13 protein-coding genes are annotated in these 17,894 nt (G+C 66.1%); 7 read left to right on the top strand and 6 right to left on the bottom strand.

The window, feature by feature from the left end; genetic code table 11:
• The gene (clpS, locus tag ACLQI9_RS28375; protein ID WP_424762734.1) at positions 1–303 is read right to left on the bottom strand and encodes an ATP-dependent Clp protease adapter ClpS; all 303 of its coding nucleotides are present in this window, start codon (positions 301–303) and stop codon (positions 1–3) included.
• 48 nt (positions 304–351) lie between these two features.
• Between clpS and ACLQI9_RS28370 the strand changes: the two genes are divergently transcribed.
• Together ACLQI9_RS28370 and ACLQI9_RS28365 are read left to right on the top strand one after the other, a co-directional pair.
• Positions 352–1,677: a nicotinate phosphoribosyltransferase gene (locus tag ACLQI9_RS28370; protein WP_442380118.1), complete on the top strand. Its 1,326-nt coding sequence runs from the start codon at positions 352–354 to the stop codon at positions 1,675–1,677.
• A 14-nt stretch (positions 1,678–1,691) separates the two neighbouring features.
• Entirely contained in the window at positions 1,692–3,698 is a 2,007-nt protein-coding gene (locus tag ACLQI9_RS28365; RefSeq protein ID WP_442380116.1) for an ATP-dependent DNA helicase, read from the top strand.
• Here the strand turns inward: ACLQI9_RS28365 and glgP are convergent.
• On the bottom strand, positions 3,676–6,303 hold the full coding sequence (glgP, locus tag ACLQI9_RS28360) for an alpha-glucan family phosphorylase (RefSeq protein WP_442380114.1): 2,628 nt from the start codon (positions 6,301–6,303) through the stop codon (positions 3,676–3,678). The two genes, ACLQI9_RS28365 and glgP, sit on opposite strands and share 23 nt — an antisense overlap.
• A gap of 180 nt (positions 6,304–6,483) precedes the next feature.
• Here glgP and ACLQI9_RS28355 point away from each other — a divergent pair, with 180 nt between their 5' ends.
• The gene (locus ACLQI9_RS28355) at positions 6,484–8,568 is read left to right on the top strand and encodes an alpha-1,4-glucan--maltose-1-phosphate maltosyltransferase (protein WP_442380112.1); all 2,085 of its coding nucleotides are present in this window, start codon (positions 6,484–6,486) and stop codon (positions 8,566–8,568) included.
• A 7-nt stretch (positions 8,569–8,575) separates the two neighbouring features.
• Complete coding sequence (gene glgB / locus ACLQI9_RS28350) at positions 8,576–10,786, top strand: 1,4-alpha-glucan branching protein GlgB (protein WP_442380110.1); 2,211 nt, start codon at positions 8,576–8,578, stop codon at positions 10,784–10,786.
• Here glgB and ACLQI9_RS28345 read toward each other — a convergent pair.
• Both ACLQI9_RS28345 and ACLQI9_RS28340 read right to left on the bottom strand, forming a co-directional pair.
• Positions 10,783–11,685 (bottom strand): tetratricopeptide repeat protein, encoded by a 903-nt coding sequence (locus ACLQI9_RS28345; RefSeq protein WP_442380108.1) that lies wholly within the window; start codon positions 11,683–11,685, stop codon positions 10,783–10,785. The genes glgB and ACLQI9_RS28345 overlap by 4 nt on opposite strands.
• Positions 11,686–11,904: 219 nt before the next feature.
• Positions 11,905–13,086, bottom strand: coding sequence for an acetyl-CoA C-acetyltransferase (locus ACLQI9_RS28340; protein WP_442380106.1), 1,182 nt, complete (start codon positions 13,084–13,086; stop codon positions 11,905–11,907).
• Between the two features lie 81 nt (positions 13,087–13,167).
• On the opposite strand from ACLQI9_RS28340, the gene mce reads away from it, so the two are divergent.
• The gene (gene mce / locus ACLQI9_RS28335; RefSeq protein WP_442380104.1) at positions 13,168–13,650 is read left to right on the top strand and encodes a methylmalonyl-CoA epimerase; all 483 of its coding nucleotides are present in this window, start codon (positions 13,168–13,170) and stop codon (positions 13,648–13,650) included.
• A 3-nt stretch (positions 13,651–13,653) separates the two neighbouring features.
• Here mce and ACLQI9_RS28330 read toward each other — a convergent pair whose 3' ends face one another.
• On the bottom strand, positions 13,654–13,950 hold the full coding sequence (locus ACLQI9_RS28330; protein WP_442380102.1) for a hypothetical protein: 297 nt from the start codon (positions 13,948–13,950) through the stop codon (positions 13,654–13,656).
• A 22-nt stretch (positions 13,951–13,972) separates the two neighbouring features.
• Positions 13,973–14,644 carry an endonuclease NucS gene (gene nucS, locus ACLQI9_RS28325; RefSeq protein WP_442380100.1) on the bottom strand — a complete coding sequence of 224 codons (672 nt, stop codon included), beginning with the start codon at positions 14,642–14,644 and terminating at the stop codon, positions 13,973–13,975.
• 49 nt (positions 14,645–14,693) lie between these two features.
• On the opposite strand from nucS, the gene ACLQI9_RS28320 reads away from it, so the two are divergent.
• Positions 14,694–16,298 (top strand): adenylate/guanylate cyclase domain-containing protein, encoded by a 1,605-nt coding sequence (locus ACLQI9_RS28320; RefSeq protein WP_442380098.1) that lies wholly within the window; start codon positions 14,694–14,696, stop codon positions 16,296–16,298.
• 203 nt (positions 16,299–16,501) lie between these two features.
• Positions 16,502–17,776 carry an ISL3 family transposase gene (locus ACLQI9_RS28315; protein WP_442380147.1) on the top strand — a complete coding sequence of 425 codons (1,275 nt, stop codon included), beginning with the start codon at positions 16,502–16,504 and terminating at the stop codon, positions 17,774–17,776.
• The last annotated feature ends 118 nt before the right edge of the window (positions 17,777–17,894 follow it).

The raw sequence follows: 17,894 nt of genomic DNA, 5'->3' as shown, positions 1-17,894 counted from the left end.
TCAACGGTCCTGCTGCATGGTGGCCCACAACCCGGCCGCATGCAGCTTCGACACGTCGGTCTCCATGGATTCTCGGCTGCCCGCCGACACCACCGCCTTGCCTTCGTTGTGGACCTGCAGCATCAGCTTGGTGGCGTGCGGCTCGCTGTAGCCAAACAGCTTCTGGAAGACATACGTCACGTAGTTCATCAAGTTGACCGGATCGTCCCACACGATGGTCACCCAGGGAGCGGCCGTGGCCTCGACTGAGTCGGCTTCCCGTTGCCCGGTGGTTCCCGGTTTGGTCGGGGCTGACGCAACCATGGTTTCTAGGATAGCGAGCCGCAGCAATTCACCCGATACGGTTGCGATGTGAGTGACTCGGTTTGCGCCGGACTGCTGACCGACAGGTACGAGTTGACCATGCTGGCGGCGGCGCTGCGCGATGGCACCGCGGATCGCCGGACCACGTTCGAGTTGTTCGCGCGCCGGCTGCCCGACGGGCGTCGTTACGGGGTGGTTGCCGGGACGGGCCGATTTTTGGAAGCTCTGCCCGAGTTCAGGTTCGACGACATCGCGTGCGAATCACTGGCGGACTTTCTCGACCGCGATACGTTGGCGTATCTACGCGAGTTTCGCTTCGGCGGTGATATCGACGGCTATGCCGAGGGCGAGCTGTACTTCCCCGGATCCCCGGTGCTGTCGGTGCACGGCAGCTTCGCTGAATGCGTGGTGCTCGAGACGCTGGCGTTGTCGATCTTCAACCACGACAGCGCCGTTGCGTCGGCAGCCGCGCGGATGGTCACCGCAGCGCAGCGGCGGCCGTTGATCGACATGGGGTCACGCCGCACCCATGAGCGCGCGGCAGTCGCCGCGGCCCGCGCCGCCTACATTGCGGGCTTCACCGCGTCATCCAACCTGGAGTCCCGTCGTCGCTACGGCGTTCCGACAGAGGGCACCAGCGCGCATGCGTTCACCCTGTTGCACGCCGGCCCCGACAAGCCCGGCGAGCTGGCCGCGTTCGCGGCACAGGTCGACGCGCTCGGTCCCGGCACCACGCTTCTGGTCGACACCTACGACGTGACGACCGGTGTGGACAACGCGGTAGCGGCCGCCGGCACCGGGCTCGGCGCGGTGCGGATCGACTCTGGGGACTTGGGCGTGTTGGCTCGTCAGGTCCGCGAGCAGCTCGACCGGCTGGGGGCCAGGCAGACCCGCATTGTGGTGTCCGGTGATTTGGATGAATTCGCCATCGCCGGATTGCGGGCCGAACCTGTCGACAGTTATGGCGTCGGCACCTCGCTGGTCACCGGGTCGGGCGCACCGACTGCCAACATGATCTACAAGCTGGTCGAAGTGGACGGCACGCCGGTGCAGAAGCGCAGCCCCCGCAAAGAGTCCCACGGCGGCCGCAAAGACGCCCTGCGGCTGTGTCGTTCGAGCGGCACCATCACCGAGGAGATCGTGTATCCCGCGGGACATCCGCCGCAGACCACCGAGCCCTCCCGGGTGTTGACGGTTCCACTGGTCAGTAACGGCCAGGCCGTGGTCGACGTGAATCTGGGCGTGGCGCGCGAGCTGGTGGCGTCCGGCTTGCGAAGCTTGCCGTGGGAGGGTCTGATGTTGTCCCACGGCGATCCGGCGATTCCCACAACCCAAATCCCGGCCCGACGCCGGCCCATCGACCAACAGGAGTAGCCACGCCCGACGAGTTGCCGGTGTCCGTGCCTGAGCTGCTCTCCACCGCGGTGGCAGCGCTGGGCGGCAGCGAACGCAGCGGCCAACTACAGATGGCCACCGCGGTTGCCCACGCCTTCGAAACCGGACAGCACCTGGCCGTGCAGGCAGGAACCGGCACCGGAAAATCGTTGGCCTACCTCGTTCCGGCGATTGTTCGCGCGGTGTCCGACGACACGCCGGTCGTGGTGTCCACCGCGACGATCGCCCTGCAGCGCCAACTGGTCGATCGTGATCTGCCCCAGCTGGTGAACGCGCTCACCGATGCGCTGCCCCGCGCGCCGCGATTCGCACTGCTGAAGGGCCGGCAAAATTATCTGTGCCTGAACAAGATTCACAATGGCGCAGCCGCGAGCTCTGCTGAAGACGAACCGCCGGACGAGCTTTTCGAGCCGCAGGCGCTCACCGCATTGGGCCGCGACGTGCAACGCGTCACCACTTGGGCGTCGACGACGGAGTCCGGCGACCGCGACGACCTCAAGCCGGGCGTCGCGGACCGATCCTGGTCGCAGGTCAGCGTGTCCGCGCGGGAATGCCTCGGCATGGCGCGCTGCCCGTTCGGCGCCGAGTGCTTCGCCGAACGCGCCCGGGCCAAAGCCGGCGGCGCCGACATCGTCGTCACCAACCACGCGCTGCTGGCCATCGACGCCGTCGCCGACTCGGCCGTGTTGCCCGAACACCAGCTGCTGGTCGTCGACGAGGCGCACGATCTGGTGGACCGAGTAACCGGCGTGGCCACCGGCGAACTGACGTCGACCGCACTCGGGGTCGCCTCCCGGCGCATCACCAGGCTGGTCGAACCGGAACTCATGCAGCGGTGGGAAGGGGCGTCCGCCAGGTTCGCCGCGGCGATCCAGAACGCGACCCCGGGCCGCATCGACCGCCTCGACGACGAGCTGGCGACTGATCTGACCGCGCTGCGCGATGCGGCCAGTGCGGCACGTTCGGCGATCGACATGTCGCCGTCCGATACCAAGGCTGCGTCCGCGCGTGCCGAGGCCGTCGCCAGTCTCAACGAGATCGCCGATACCGCATCGCGGATGCTGACGTCGTTCGCTCCGGCGATCCCGGACCGCACCGACGTGGTGTGGCTGGACCATGAGGAGAACCGCGGTTCGACGCGTGTCGTGCTGCGGGTTGCCCCGCTGTCGGTGGCCGGACTGCTGCGCGACCGGTTATTCGCCGGGTCGACCGCGGTGTTGACGTCGGCGACACTGACCGTCGGCGGCTCCTTCGACGCGATGGCGACGGCCTGGGGCCTAGTCGAAGGGCAGGCTGACGCGCGGGCCGACGCCGAAAAGCGTTGGCGTGGAATCGATGTCGGATCACCTTTTCAGCACGCCAAAGCCGGGATCCTCTATGTCGCCGCCCATCTGCCTCCGCCCGGCCGCGACGGCACCGGCTCGGCTGAGCAGCTGAATGAGATCGCCGACCTCGTCACCGCGGCAGGTGGGCGAACGCTTGGGTTGTTCTCGTCTATGCGGGCGGCACGCGCCGCCGCCGAGGCGATGGCCGAACGCCTCTCGACGCCGGTGCTGTGTCAGGGCGACGACAGCACCGCAGCGCTCGTCGAGCAGTTCGCCGCCGACGCGGCGACGTCGCTGTTCGGCACACTGTCGCTGTGGCAGGGCGTCGACGTGCCCGGTCCGTCGTTGTCGTTGGTCATCATCGATCGCATTCCGTTCCCGCGGCCCGACGATCCACTGCTGTCCGCCCGGCAACGCGCGGTGGCCGCACGCGGCGGTAACGGATTCATGGCCGTGGCTGCCAGCCATGCCGCACTGCTGCTGGCGCAGGGCGCCGGACGGCTGCTGCGCGGCGTTGACGACCGCGGGGTGGTCGCGGTGCTCGACTCGCGGATGGCCACCGCCCGCTACGGCGGCTATCTGCGCGCCTCCCTGCCGCCGTTCTGGCCGACGGCTGATGCCACCGCCGTACGCGCGGCTCTGGCGCGCCTGGTCAGCGAGTCGAAGCCAGCGTGACCAGACCGAGCTCGGCACCAGAGGCCAGCATCGGGTGATGCGGCAGCACCCGCACGGTGTAGCCGACCGCGCCGGCGACCGGCAGCGCCGTCGTCGTGGCGAAAATGTGGTCGCCGCCGGCCGCGGTGCCGGTGTACGGCATCTCGACGGTGACCGGGTCCACCAGCGCGTCGCCGGTGTCGACTCTGCCGACCACAGTCTGGACGGTGACCTCGTCGGGCCGCAGCCCGGCCAGCTGGACGGTCGCGGTCAGGGTCAGCTTCGATCCGAGCACCGGAGTGTCGGGCAGCCCGGTGCTGTCGACATCGGTGATCTGGATGTGCGGCCACGCCTCGAACGCCCGCCGGCGGTAGTCGGCCAGATCGCGGGCCGGATCGAACGCCGGCTGCCCGTCCCCGTCGAACGTCACGGTCCTGCGCAGCGACTCCGCCGCGGGCACGTAATAGCGCTCGACATAGTCGCGCACCATCCGGGAGGCCAGGACTTTCGGGCCGAGCGTCTGCAGGGTGTGGCGGACCATCTCGATCCACCGGGGCGGTACTCCCTGCTCGTCGCGGTCGTAGAAGGTCGGCGCCACGGATTTCTGGAGCAGGTCATAAAGCGCCGCGGCCTCCAGGTCGTCACGTCGGCCTTCGTCAGCCACCCCGGAGGCCGACGGTATTGCCCAGCCGTTCTCGCCGTCGTACCACTCGTCCCACCACCCGTCGCGGATGGACAGGTTCAGCCCGCCGTTGAGCGCGCTCTTCATCCCCGATGTGCCACACGCCTCCAGCGGGCGCAGCGGATTGTTCAACCAGACGTCGCAGCCCCAATACAACAGCCGGGCCATCGACATGTCGTAGTCAGGCAGGAACGCGATGCGGTGGCGCACCTCGGGCCGGTCGGCGAACTGCACCACCTGCTGGATCAGCGCCTTGCCGCCGTCGTCGGCGGGGTGAGACTTCCCGGCCACGATCAGCTGGACCGGTTCTTCCTCGTCGAGCAGCAGCTGTTCCAGCCGGTCCGGGTCGCGCAGCATCAGCGTCAGGCGCTTGTACGTCGGCACTCGCCGAGCGAACCCGACGGTCAGCACGTTCGGATCGAATGCCGTCGAGATCCAGCTCAATTCGGCTTCCGAGACACCGCGGACCAGCCATGAGCGGTGCAGCCGCGTCCGGACATCCTCGACAAGCAGCGCCCGCAGTTGCGACCGGATCCACCACAGATGACCCGCGTCGACCTCCTTCAGTCGCAGCCAGACGCCGGGGTCACTAAACGAGTCCGATCCGGCCAGTTCGCGGCCCAGCTGCAACCATTGCGGCGCCGCCCAGGTACGCGCATGAACGCCGTTGGTGATCGACCCGATCGGCACCTCGTCGGGGTCGAAACCGGGCCACAGCTCGTTGAACATGGCTCGACTCACCTGACCGTGCAGCAGCGAAACACCGTTAGCGCGCTGCGCAAGCCGCAGGCCCATGTGGGCCATGTTGAACTTCTCCGGATCGTCCTCGGCGCCCAGCGCCAGAATCCTGGCGATCGGCACACCTGGCAGCAGCGCCGATCCACCCGTGTCGCCAACGCCGTCGGGGTCCGCCGCGGTGCCGGCGAAATACCGCTGCACCATCTCCACCGGAAACCGGTCGATACCGGCGGGTACCGGGGTGTGGGTGGTGAACACGGTGCTGGAGCGCACCACGGTCAGCGCGGTATCGAAATCCAAACCGGCATCGAGCAGTTCGCGGATCCGCTCAGTGCCGAGGAAGCCGGCGTGGCCTTCGTTCATGTGGAACACCTCGGGCGCCGGCAGCCCTTCGATCGCGGTGAACGCGCGAATCGCTCGTATGCCGCCGATGCCCGCGAGGATCTCCTGTTGCATGCGATGCTCTTGATCCCCGCCGTAGAGGCGGTCGGTGACGCCGCGCACCTCGTGCTCGTTCTCCGGAATGTCGGAATCCAGCAGCAGCAGCGGGACCCGACCGACCTGCGCCACCCAGATCCGCGCCCGCAGCCGGCCGGAGTCCGGCAGCGCCAACTCAACCAGCGCCGGCTCACCGGCGCCATCGGTGAGCAGCCGCAACGGCAGCCCCTGCGGGTCCAGCGCCGGATAATTTTCGTGTTGCCAGCCGTCGGCGGTCAGCGACTGCCGGAAGTAGCCGGAGCGGTAGTACAGGCCCACCGCAATCAGCGGTAATCCGAGATCCGACGCGGACTTCAGATGATCGCCGGCCAGGATCCCCAAGCCGCCCGAATAATTCGGCAACACCTTGGCGACGCCGAACTCCATCGAGAAGTAGGCGATGCCGTTGGGCATGGCGGCGCCGTCGCTTTGTTGCTGCTGGTACCACAGCGGACCGCTCAGATAATCGTTGAGGTCCGCCGCCAACTCATCGAGCCGGTCGAGGAAACCGCCGTCGAGCGCCAGCTCGTCGAGCCGGCTTGGTCTCACCGCGCCCAGCAGGGCAACCGGATCCTGACCGCATTGGGTCCACAGCGTCGGCTCGATCGCCTCGAAGAGATCCTGCGTCGGCTTGTCCCACGACCATCGCAGGTTGGTAGACAGCCGTTCGAGCGCCTCCAGGCGTCCCGGAAGGTGGGCACGGACCGTGAACCGACGGAGGGCTTTCACGCGTCATTATCTTACTGACGACAGGCCGGGGTTCGCCTCCCGAACAGCATGCGCATCCCACCCCCAGGTGTGGCCCGACACTACGGTGGGCATTGGGCGCAAAGAGGTTTTCGAAGACAAGCACGCTGCGGTGCGGCCGCGCCCAGGACGACAACGGACTACCAAAAGGACGGAGTAGCGGTGCCCGGTCGTGTCGAGATCGATGACGTCGCGCCCGTCGTATCGTGCGGCGCCTATCCGGCAAAAGCCGTGATCGACGAGGTAATTCCGGTTCGCGCGGCGGTATGGCGCGAAGGCCATGACGCGGTCGCTGCGACGCTGGTGGTGCGCTACCTGGGACCGCGCTACCCGCAGGTGGGCGAAACCCGGCGGCTCAAGGCGGTGCAGGCCCCCGCAGTGACCGACACCGCTGCCGACCCGCTCGTCCGGGTCAAGCCGCTACTCGTCCCGATGAGCATGGGCGAGGAGCCCTACGTCTTTCACGGTCAGTTCACCCCGGACAGCGTCGGGTTGTGGACGTTTCGGGTGGACGGCTGGGGTGACCCGATTCACACCTGGCGGCACGCCATTGTGGCCAAGCTGGACGCCGGCCAGGGCGAGAGCGAACTGTCCAACGACCTGCTGGTGGGCGCGCAGCTACTGGATCGCGCCGCGACCGGGGTTCCCCGTAGTCAGCGCGATCCGTTGCGGGTAGCCGCGGCCGCCCTGCGAGCCCCCGGCGATCCGGTTTCACGCGCCGCGCTGGCACTGACACCCGAGGTCGACGAACTACTCACGCACTATCCGCGGCGCGAGCTGGTCATCCGCGGCGAGCAGTACGGGGTGTGGGTGGACCGGCCGCTGGCCCGCTTCGGCTCGTGGTACGAGATGTTCCCCCGCTCGACCGGCGGCTGGGACGCGGACGGAAACCCCGTGCACGGCACCTTCGCCACCGCCGCGGCGGCGTTGCCGCGCATCGCGCAGATGGGCTTCGACGTGGTGTACCTGCCGCCGATCCATCCGATCGGCAAGGTGCACCGCAAGGGCCGAAACAACACGGCGACCGCGGTCCCCGGTGACGTCGGATCGCCGTGGGCGATCGGCAGCGATGAGGGCGGCCACGACGCGGTGCATCCGCGGCTGGGCACTATCGACGACTTCGACGAATTTGTCGCAGCGGTGCGCGACCTGGGCATGGAGGTGGCTCTGGATCTGGCGTTGCAGTGCGCGCCCGATCACCCGTGGGCCACGCAACACCGCCAGTGGTTCACCGAATTGCCCGACGGCACCATCGCCTACGCGGAGAACCCGCCGAAGAAGTACCAGGACATCTACCCGATCAACTTCGACAACGACCCCGCTGGACTCTACGACGAGGTGCTGCGCGTGGTGCGGCACTGGATGAACCACGGAGTGAAGGTCTTCCGGGTCGACAACCCGCACACCAAGCCGCCCGACTTCTGGGCGTGGCTGATCGGCCAAGTGAAAGCAGTCGATCCGGATGTGCTGTTTTTATCCGAGGCGTTCACACCGCCGGCCCGCCAGTTCGGGCTCGCCAAGCTGGGCTTCACCCAGTCCTACACGTACTTCACGTGGCGGACTTCCAAGTGGCAGCTCACCCAATTCGGCCAGGAGATCCCCGAACTCGCCGACTTCCGTCGTCCCAACTTGTTCGTCAACACGCCAGACATCTTGCATGCGCTCCTGCAACACAATGGCCCGGGCATGTTCGCGATACGCGCGGTGCTGGCGGCAACCATGAGCCCGGCCTGGGGGATGTACTCCGGCTACGAACTCTTCGAGCACGAGGCCGTGCTAGAGGGCAGTGAAGAATATCTCAACTCCGAGAAGTACGAGCTACGACCCCGCGACTTCGCCGGCGCGCTGGCGGCGGGACGATCGCTGGAGCCGTTCATCGCAAGGCTGAACAATATTCGTCGACTCCATCCGGCTCTTCAGCAACTGCGCAACATCACGTTCCATGGCGTCGACAAAGACGCATTGCTGGCCTACAGCAAATTCGATCCGATCACCGGCGACTGCGTGCTGGTGGTGGTGACGCTCAACGCGTTCGGGCCGGAAGAGGCGACGTTGTGGTTGGACATGGCCGCATTGGGTATGGAGCACTACGAGCGGTTCTGGGTGCGAGACGAAATAACCGGCGAGGAATACCAATGGGGAGCAGCCAACTACGTGCGCATCGACCCTGGCCACGCGGTCGCTCACATCATCAACATGCCGCTCATTCCGTCCGAATCCCGAACCACGCTGCTCCGCCGGAGGTGACGCCGCGATGAAGCCCACCGACCAACTCGCCAGGACCCACCTGGCGCCCGAGCCCAGCGACTTGGCCCGCTTGGTGGCCGGTGAGCACTACAACCCGCACGGCATCCTGGGCGCCCATGAGTACGGCGATCACACAGTCATCCGAGCCTTCCGGCCGCACGCCACTGAAGTGGTCGCACTTGTCGGCGAGGAACGGTTCCCGCTGCAGCACATCGACTCGGGGTTGTTCGCGGTGGCGCTGCCGTTCACCGACCTCATCGACTACCGCCTCGAAGTGAGTTACGACGGCTCCGACCGGCACACCGCCGCCGACGCCTACCGCTTCCTGCCGACATTGGGCGAAGTCGATCTGCATCTGTTCGGCGAGGGGCGTCACGAACGACTATGGGAAGTGCTGGGCGCCCATCCGCGCTCTTTCACCACCGCCGACGGTGTGGTCGAAGGTGTGTCATTCGCCGTCTGGGCGCCCAACGCCAAGGGCGTCGGCTTGATCGCGGAGTTCAACGGCTGGAACGGCAACGATGCCCCGCTGCGGGTGCTGGGTTCGTCGGGCGTGTGGGAGTTGTTCTGGCCGGGCTTCCCACGTGACGGCCTGTACAAGTTCCGGGTGCACGGCGCTGACGGCTCGGTCACGGACCGGGCCGACCCGTTCGCATTCGCCACCGAGGTGCCACCGCATACGGCGTCGCGGGTGAACGTCAGCGACTATCGCTGGGGTGATGACGACTGGATGACGGCACGCGCCCAACGCAATCCGGTGTTCCAGCCGATGAGCACCTACGAAGTCCACCTGGGCTCGTGGCGACCGGGCCTGAGCTATCGCGATCTTGCCCGCGAACTGACGGATTACGTTGTCGCGCACGGGTTTACTCACGTCGAAATGCTGCCCGTCGCCGAACACCCGTTCGGCGGATCGTGGGGATATCAGGTCACGTCCTACTACGCACCGACCTCGCGATTCGGCACACCGGACGAATTCCGGGCACTCGTCGACGCGCTACACCAGGCCGGAATCGGTGTCATCGTGGACTGGGTCCCTGCCCACTTTCCCAAGGACGCCTGGGCGCTGGGCCGTTTCGACGGCACGGCGCTGTACGAGCATTCCGATCCCAAACGCGGCGAGCAACTCGACTGGGGCACGTACGTGTTCGACTTCGGCCGCGCCGAGGTGCGCAATTTCCTGGTGGCCAATGCGCTCTACTGGCTAGAGGAATTTCACATCGACGGCCTGCGAGTCGACGCCGTCGCTTCGATGCTGTACCTCGACTACTCGCGCCCTGCCGGCGGCTGGACACCCAACATCTACGGTGGCCGGGAGAATCTGGAAGCCGTGCAGTTCTTACAGGAGGTGAACGCCACTGCACACAAGGCGGCCCCGGGAATCGTCACCATTGCCGAGGAGTCGACGTCGTGGCCAGGCGTGTCGAGACCGACTAGCGTCGGCGGCCTGGGCTTCTCGATGAAGTGGAACATGGGCTGGATGCACGACACCCTCGACTACGTCAGCCATGATCCCGTGTACCGCAGCTACCACCACCACGAGATCACCTTCTCGATGCTCTACGCATTCAGCGAGAACTTCGTCTTACCGCTCAGCCACGACGAGGTGGTGCACGGCAAGGGCACACTGTGGTCGCGAATGCCGGGCAACGACCACGTGAAGGCGGCGGGGTTGCGCAGCCTGCTGGCATACCAGTGGGCGCACCCGGGTAAGCAGCTGCTGTTCATGGGCCAGGAATTCGGGCAGCGCGCTGAATGGTCCGAGGAACGCGGCCTGGACTGGTTTCAACTCGACGAGAACAGCTTCTCCAACGGCATCTCGCGCCTGGTCCAAGACCTCAACAAGATCTACCGCGGCCGCTCGGCGTTATGGAGCCAGGACACCAGGCCGGAGGGCTATTCCTGGATCGACGCCAACGACTCCGCGAACAACGTGCTGAGTTTCCTGCGGTACGGCAGCGACGGTTCGGTGATGGCCTGCGTGTTCAATTTCTCCGGTTCGGAGCACAGCGGCTATCGACTCGGCCTGCCCAACGCCGGGCGATGGCGTGAGGTGCTCAACACCGATGCGACCAACTACAACGGCACCGGGATCGGCAACCTCGGCGGTGTCGACGCAACCGACGAGCCATGGCACGGCCGTCCGGCATCCGCGGTGTTGGTGCTGCCGCCCATGTCGGCGCTGTGGCTAGAGCCTGAATCGCCGGCCGGCACCTAGTACAGCGCGTTGGCGAGGTTGCGCCGGCCGGTGATGACATCGGGGTCGGCGGGGTCGAAGAGTTCGAACAACTCGATCAGCCGCGTGCGCACCAAGGTTCGCTCGTCACCGGACGTCCGCCGCACTACCGCGACCAGCCGGTCGAAGGCGCCCTGCACGTCCTGGTTGAGGATCTGCACGTCGGCGGCGGCCAACGCGGCCTCGATGTCATCGGGAGCAGCATCGGCGACGGCCACCGCGTCAGGCCCCTGCGCGGTAGCCCTTATCAAGAAGGCGAGCTGACGTACCGCCCCCTTGGCTTCGGCATGGTTCGGATCGTCGTCCAAGATCGCCTGATACGAATCGGAGGCGGCGGCGAAGTCACCGTCCTCGAGTTGCTGGCGCGCCTGGGCGAGCGCCGCGTCCACCTCTTCGGGTTCCTCGGAAGCCGTTGCACCGCTGAGCTTTCCCGCAGTTGCCGACAGCAGCGAGTCCACCCAGCGGCGTAACTGGTCGGCCGGCTGGATGCCCTGAAAGCTGGAAAGTGGCTGTCCGGCAGCCAAAGCCACCACGGTCGGGACCACTTCGACCCCGAATATCTGGGCCACGCGAGGAGCCGTGTCGACGTTGACGCTCGCCAGTGACCAAGTTCCGTTGTCGACAGCGGCCAGGCCGGACAAAATGTCGGCCAACTGAAGGCAGACGTCGCTGCGTGGCGACCACAACAGCACGACCACCGGCACCTGGTTGGACCGCTGCAGCACCTCGTCTTCGAAGTTGGCTTCGGTGATCTCGATGCCGACGGGTGTCGCCGATCCCCCCACGCCCGCATCGCCGCTGGACGGCGGGCTTTGTTTGAGGGCGGACAAGTCGACCGCGCCGGTCATCGTGGGACCAATCGGAGGTCGGGGACGGCTCACGTCGTCAAGTTTGGCACGTGGCTTTCCGGTCCGTCTCACCCGGTTGCGGCGGCAGCGGGCTCGACACCGAAACGCAGTTGCGGCCGTTTTCCGGCAGTGATATGACCAAAATCACATCAGCTGTCAAATTTGTCCGCGCTCACGTTGCCAGCAACCATCTCCGGGGCGGCAACCGCATATGTGCGAGCTGAATCCCCGCTAACGGCCTTTGATGGTGCGCTAGCCGGCCCGCAGGATCAGCGCATCGCCCTGTCCGCCTGCTCCGCATAGCGCTGCGACGCCGTATCCGGAGCCCCGGCGCGCGAGCTCAAGTGCCGCATGCAGCGCGATCCGAGCGCCTGACATGCCGATCGGATGCCCGATGGCGATCGCACCGCCGTTGACGTTGACGATGTCGGGATCAACGCCCAGTTCCCGTGTCGAGGCCAGTGCCACCGCAGAGAACGCCTCGTTGATCTCCATCACGTCGAGTTGGTCGACGGAGATACCCTCGCGGCCCAGCGCTTTTTTGATCGCGTTGGCGGGCTGCGATTGCAGCGTCGAATCCGGGCCTGCCACCACGCCATGTGCGCCGATCTCGACCAGCCACGACAGCCCCAGCTCGGTGGCCTTGTCTTTGTTCATCACGACCACCGCGGCCGCGCCATCAGAAATCTGCGATGCCGATCCGGCAGTGATGGTGCCGTCACGACGAAACGCGGGCTTGAGACCGGCCAGCGATTCGGCGGTGGTGTTGGCGCGAATGCCCTCATCCTCGTTGAACTGCAAGGGATCGCCTTTGCGCTGCGGGATGTTCACCGGCACGACTTCGTCGGCGAAGATGCCGTCCTTCCATGCCGCGGCGGCCTTCTGGTGCGACCGCGCAGCAAATTCGTCCTGTTCGAGACGGGTGAACTTGTCGACGTCGTTGCGCTGCTCGGTCAGCGCGCCCATCGGCTGGTCGGTGAACACGTCGTGCAGGCCGTCGTAGGCCATGTGGTCCAAAACCGTCACGTCGCCGTACTTGTAGCCGGATCGGCTATCCATCAGCAGGTGTGGCGCCTTGGTCATGGATTCCTGGCCGCCGGCCACCACCACGTCGAACTCACCGGCCCGAATGAGCTGGTCAGCCAGTGCAATGGCATCGAGACCGGACAGGCACATCTTGTTGATGGTCATCGCCGGGACATCCCAACCGATGCCGGCGGCCACCGCGGCCTGCCGTGCGGGCAACTGACCGGCCCCGGCGGTCAGCACCTGCCCCATGATCACGTATTCGACCGCCGACGCGGGCACGCTGGCCTTTTCCAGAGCGCCGGCGATCGCGATGGCGCCCAGATCGCTGCCCGAGAAGTCCTTCAGCGAACCCATCAACTTGCCGACGGGGGTTCGTGCTCCAGCAACGATCACCGATGTCGTCATGACTACCTCCACAGCGCGGCCTAACTGCCAATCCGGCGGATCGGAGAAGCAGAATCTTTCCCGTCAGGTTACCGTTACGTTATGACCACCGATCAAGTTGACGCCCGTCCAGTCCTCGCCACCGCGCTGGTGACGGCCGTCGACCACGTCGGCATTGCGGTTCCCGACCTCGATGCCGCCATTGCGTGGTACCACGACCACCTCGGCATGATCGTCTTGCACGAGGAAATCAACGATGACCAGGGCATTCGCGAGGCGATGTTGTCGGTACGCGGCGCTCCAGTGGGCAGCGCACAGCTGCAGCTGATGGCCCCGATCGACGAGTCGTCGGTGATCGCCAAGTTCCTCGACAAGCGCGGGCCCGGCATCCAGCAACTGGCGTACCGCGTCAGCGATCTCGAGACCCTCACCGAGCGGCTGCGCGAGCAGGGCGTCCGCCTGCTCTACGAGTCGCCCCGGCGCGGCACAGCGAACTCACGGATCAACTTCATCCACCCCAAGGACGCCGGCGGCGTTTTGATCGAGTTGGTTGAACCGTCCGCCGATTCAGACTCTGATCACTAGCCACTAGGACCACCTTCGGGTCGGCGCGCGGGTTGCCCGATTGGCCCAGCATGGCGTGTGCCAGTGCCGCCGATCGTCGATCGCAACCTCACCAGACTGTGCTAACCACACCACCACATGCGCTGTGCCCGAATGGATTTCGTGATCGCATCCGGGACACCGATACGTCTTGACAGCCCGCGCGGCGGCGACCGGTCGCACTTCGTAGTCGTGACCGTCGGGTCCGGTTTCCACGCGGCGCTGCACCGGCAGCGGCCGTGACGGCTGCTGCCGGCGCGGTGGGGTGCGGCGCCGAGGCACGGCACCAGTCTAGTTAGACAGCTCAGAACAGCCGGTATTCGTCGGAATCCATTCCGCGCATCTTGTCGTAATCCAATGTCAGACAACGGATCCCGCGATCAGTCGCCAAGGTTCTGGCCTGCGGCTTGATCTGCTGTGCGGCGAAAACCCCACGTACCGGCGCGAGCACGCTGTCGCGGTTGAGCAACTCGAGATAGCGGGTGAGCTGCTCGACACCGTCGATCTCCCCGCGGCGCTTGATCTCGACCGCGACCGAGCCGCCTTGTTCGTCGCGGCACAGCAGGTCGACCGGCCCGATCGCCGTCATGTATTCGCGGCGCACCAGGGTGTATCCGGCGCCGAGCAGCTCCACGTGCTCGGCGAGTAACGCTTGCAGGTGGGCTTCGACGCCGTCCTTGACCAGGCCGGGATCGATCCCTAAGTCGTGGCTGGAATCGTGCTCGACATCCTCGACGGTGATGCGCAATTGCTCGCCGGCTTTGTTCTGCACTACCCACACCGGCAGTGAGCCGTCCAGCTCTTCAGCGAGCCAACACGGCGGACTCATCCAGTTCAGCGGCTTGTAGGCGCGGTCGTCAGCGTGCACGCTCACCGAGCCATCCGCCTTGAACAGCAGTAATCGGCGTGCCGACGGCAGATGAGCGGTGAGCCGGCCGAGATAGTCCACCGTGCACCGGGCAATGACGAGACGCACGCGACTCACCTTAAGCGCGAGCCACCGGACGAATTAGGCTGACGCCAACATGATGGCCACCCGAACGGTCGCGCAACGCCTGGGCCGGATTCTGGAGGCAGTGACCCGGCAGAGCGGTCGGCTGCCGGAGACCCCGGCGTACGGCTCCTGGTTACTGGGGCGCCCGTCGGAAAGTCAGAGCCGCCGGCGGGTACGCATTCAGCTCATTCTGACCGTCTTCATCCTCGCGACGAATCTGATCGGGATCGGCGTTGCGGTGCTGCTGCTGACCGTCGCCTTCCCGGCCCCCAGCATCTTCAGCGACGCTCCATTGTGGATCACCTTCGTCGTCGGGCCGGCCTACGTCGCCGTGGCGCTGGCGCTCGGGACGTACTGGATAACCCGGCGGACAATTGGTGCGCTCCGGTGGGCGATTGAGGAACGCAAGCCCACCCCCGCCGATGAACGCAACACGTTTCTGGCCCCGTTCTGGCTAGCGCTCGGCGTACTCGTCCTGTGGGGTCTTGCGACTGGGCTGTTCACGACGCTCTACGGCCTGGCCGATAGCACGTTCATCCCGATAGTGGGTTTCTCGGTGAGTTTCTGCGGCATTCTGGTGTCTACCGGGTGCTACCTGTTGACCGAATTCGCGCTGCGCCCAGTGGCCGCACAAGCGCTCGAGGCGGGGCGAGTTCCACAGCGATTGGCACCGGGGATCATGGGCCGGACGCTGACGGTCTGGTTGCTCGGCTCCGGCGTGCCGGTTCTGGGCATCGCGCTGACCGCATTCTTCGCTTTGACGCTGAGGAATCTGAGCGAGACTCAATTGGGTGTCGCGGTGCTGGTCATTGCGATCGCAACGCTGATCTTCGGATTCGTCTTGATGTGGATCCTGTCCTGGCTGACGGCGACGCCGGTGCGGGTGGTGCGCGCGGCGCTCAAGCGGGTCGAGCAGGGCGACCTGCGAGGCGATCTGGTGGTCTTCGACGGAACAGAGCTCGGCGAGCTGCAGCGTGGCTTCAACTCGATGGTCGACGGCTTGCGCGAGCGCGAACGAGTGCGCGACTTGTTCGGCCGTCACGTCGGGCGTGAAGTCGCCGCCGCCGCCGAGCGGGAAAGACCAAAACTCGGCGGCGAAGAACGCCATGTCGCAGTGGTTTTCGTCGACATCGTCGGCTCGACGCAATTGGTGACGAGCCGCCCCGCCGCGGAAGTCGTGCAGCTGCTGAACCGCTTCTTCGCGGTGATCGTCGAAGAGGTGGACCGCAATTCCGGACTCGTCAACAAATTCGAGGGCGACGCCGTGCTGGCAGTATTCGGTGCACCTAACCGCCTCGACCGTCCTGAGGACCACGCGCTCGCCGCCGCCCGCGCCATCGCTGGTCGACTTGAAAGCGAGGTGCCCGAGTGCCCCGCCGGTATCGGGGTTACGGCCGGGAAAGCCGTCGCCGGGAATGTCGGCGCCAAAGAGCGGTTCGAATACACGGTAATTGGCGAGCCAGTCAACGAAGCCGCCCGACTGTGCGAACTGGCCAAGGATGAACCCGGCCGACTATTGGCATCCTCGGACACCGTTAACGCCGCAAGCGAAAATGAACGGGCCCGTTGGTCTTTGGGCGAGACGGTGACACTTCGCGGCCATGGCCAGCCGACACGGCTGGCAGCTCCCGTGTAGCCGGTTCAACCCTAAACAGGCTCTTCGTGAACGAGAGTGCGCGGGTGGTTGGCGGATATCCGCGTTCGGGGTCCGTGTCGTTTCGATGAGGTGGGGCCTCGGTGGGTGACGATGCGGGTTGCTGACACTCGACCACCACGCCACCGAGGTGACCCGTGCCTGAGGCTACTGCGTTCCCGCCGTCTGTTGTTGCCGACACGATCATGCGCACGATCGAGTTGGGCGTGACCATCACCGACGCCGCGGTCGACGAGAAGGTGACGACGATCTTCTGCACGCCGGTGACCCGCGATCCACGGTGCCCGGGATGTGGACGTGAGGGCCGCTACCGCGACACCGTGACCCGGCCGCTGACTGATCTGCCGGTCGCTGGCTACCCACTAGTGCTGCAGGTAGCTGTGCCTCGGTACCGCTGCACTACGGCCGAGTGTGGACGTGCGTTGTTCAACCAGGACTTGGGCAAGCTAGCCGCACCGCGGGCCTCAACGACGCGCCGGTGTGCCCGGTACGTGTTGCGGCGGTTGATGATCGACCGCACCACCATTTCTGCGATCGCCGCTGAGCTGGGGGTGTCATGGCATACCGTGAGCTCGATCGCAATGCGTGCGACCGCCGACCTGATCGCCGCGGCTGGGCCGGATCGGCTGTCGGGGGTTCGGATGATCGGCGTCGATGAGCACCGCTGGGCACCACGGCGATTCGGCCCTGATGGGTTCGTCACGCTGATCATCGATCTGACACCCACTTACGATCAGAGCGGTCCGGCGCGGCTGCTTGACCTGGTAGCTGGTCGTTCAGCGGCCGCACTGGCCCACTGGCTGGCCGCCCAACCCGCCGACTTCGCAGCGGGTATAGAGGTGGTGGCAATGGACGGATTCGCCGGCTACAAGACCGCCGCAACCGAGGTGGTCCCGGATGCGGTCACAGTGATGGATCCGTTCCACGTAGTGGCGCTGGCCGGGGCCAAGCTCGACCTGATCCGCCAACGCATCCAGCAGCAGACCCTCGGCCGGCGCGGCCATACCGGCGACCCACTGTATGGGATTCGGCGCATCGCCCGCACCCGCCCGCAGCTGCTTTCGGCCCGCCAACATCACCGGTTGACCAGCGTGCTCGACACCGAGGAACACATCGCGGTCAAGGTGGCACACGTGATCTATCAAAAAATCATCGCCGCCTACGCCGATCCGAACCGGCGCCGCGGCAAGAAGGCGATGACCAAACTGATCGACTCGATCCGCCGCGGCGTGCCCGCCGGATTGGAGGAGATCGCCCAGCTCGGCCGCACCCTGTGGCGCCGCCGCCACGACATCCTGGCGTTCTTCGACCACTACGCCTCCAACGGCCCCACCGAAGCCATCAACGGACGGCTAGAAGCCTTACGCCGCAACGCCCTCGGATTCCGCAACCTCACCCACTACCGAATCCGCTCGCTACTCCACAGCGGCGCACTCCACGCACTCGTCAATGCACTCTGACCCGAAAATCGGATGGTGAGTGAGCAGGCCGAAGGCACCCGAGGCGGGGCCGGGTGATGTTGTGCTGGTGTGGTTTTGGGTCAGGCGGCGATGTCGGCGATGACGGCTTTGCCGTCGC

This window comes from Mycobacterium sp., from assembly GCF_052143115.1.
In the GTDB taxonomy this organism is placed as follows: domain Bacteria; phylum Actinomycetota; class Actinomycetes; order Mycobacteriales; family Mycobacteriaceae; genus Mycobacterium.
This window is presented reverse-complemented; position numbering and strand designations above follow the sequence as displayed.

What these genes read in the sequence shown, in the direction of transcription:
- clpS (WP_424762734.1), bottom strand. Translation starts at nt 303, where the DNA reads ATGGTTGCGTCAGCCCCGACCAAACCGGGAACCACCGGGCAACGGGAA.
- glgB (WP_442380110.1), top strand. Translation starts at nt 8,576, where the DNA reads ATGAAGCCCACCGACCAACTCGCCAGGACCCACCTGGCGCCCGAGCCC.
- ACLQI9_RS28340 (WP_442380106.1), bottom strand. Translation starts at nt 13,086, where the DNA reads ATGACGACATCGGTGATCGTTGCTGGAGCACGAACCCCCGTCGGCAAG.
- mce (WP_442380104.1), top strand. Translation starts at nt 13,168, where the DNA reads ATGACCACCGATCAAGTTGACGCCCGTCCAGTCCTCGCCACCGCGCTG.
- ACLQI9_RS28320 (WP_442380098.1), top strand. Translation starts at nt 14,694, where the DNA reads ATGATGGCCACCCGAACGGTCGCGCAACGCCTGGGCCGGATTCTGGAG.
- ACLQI9_RS28315 (WP_442380147.1), top strand. Translation starts at nt 16,502, where the DNA reads ATGCGCACGATCGAGTTGGGCGTGACCATCACCGACGCCGCGGTCGAC.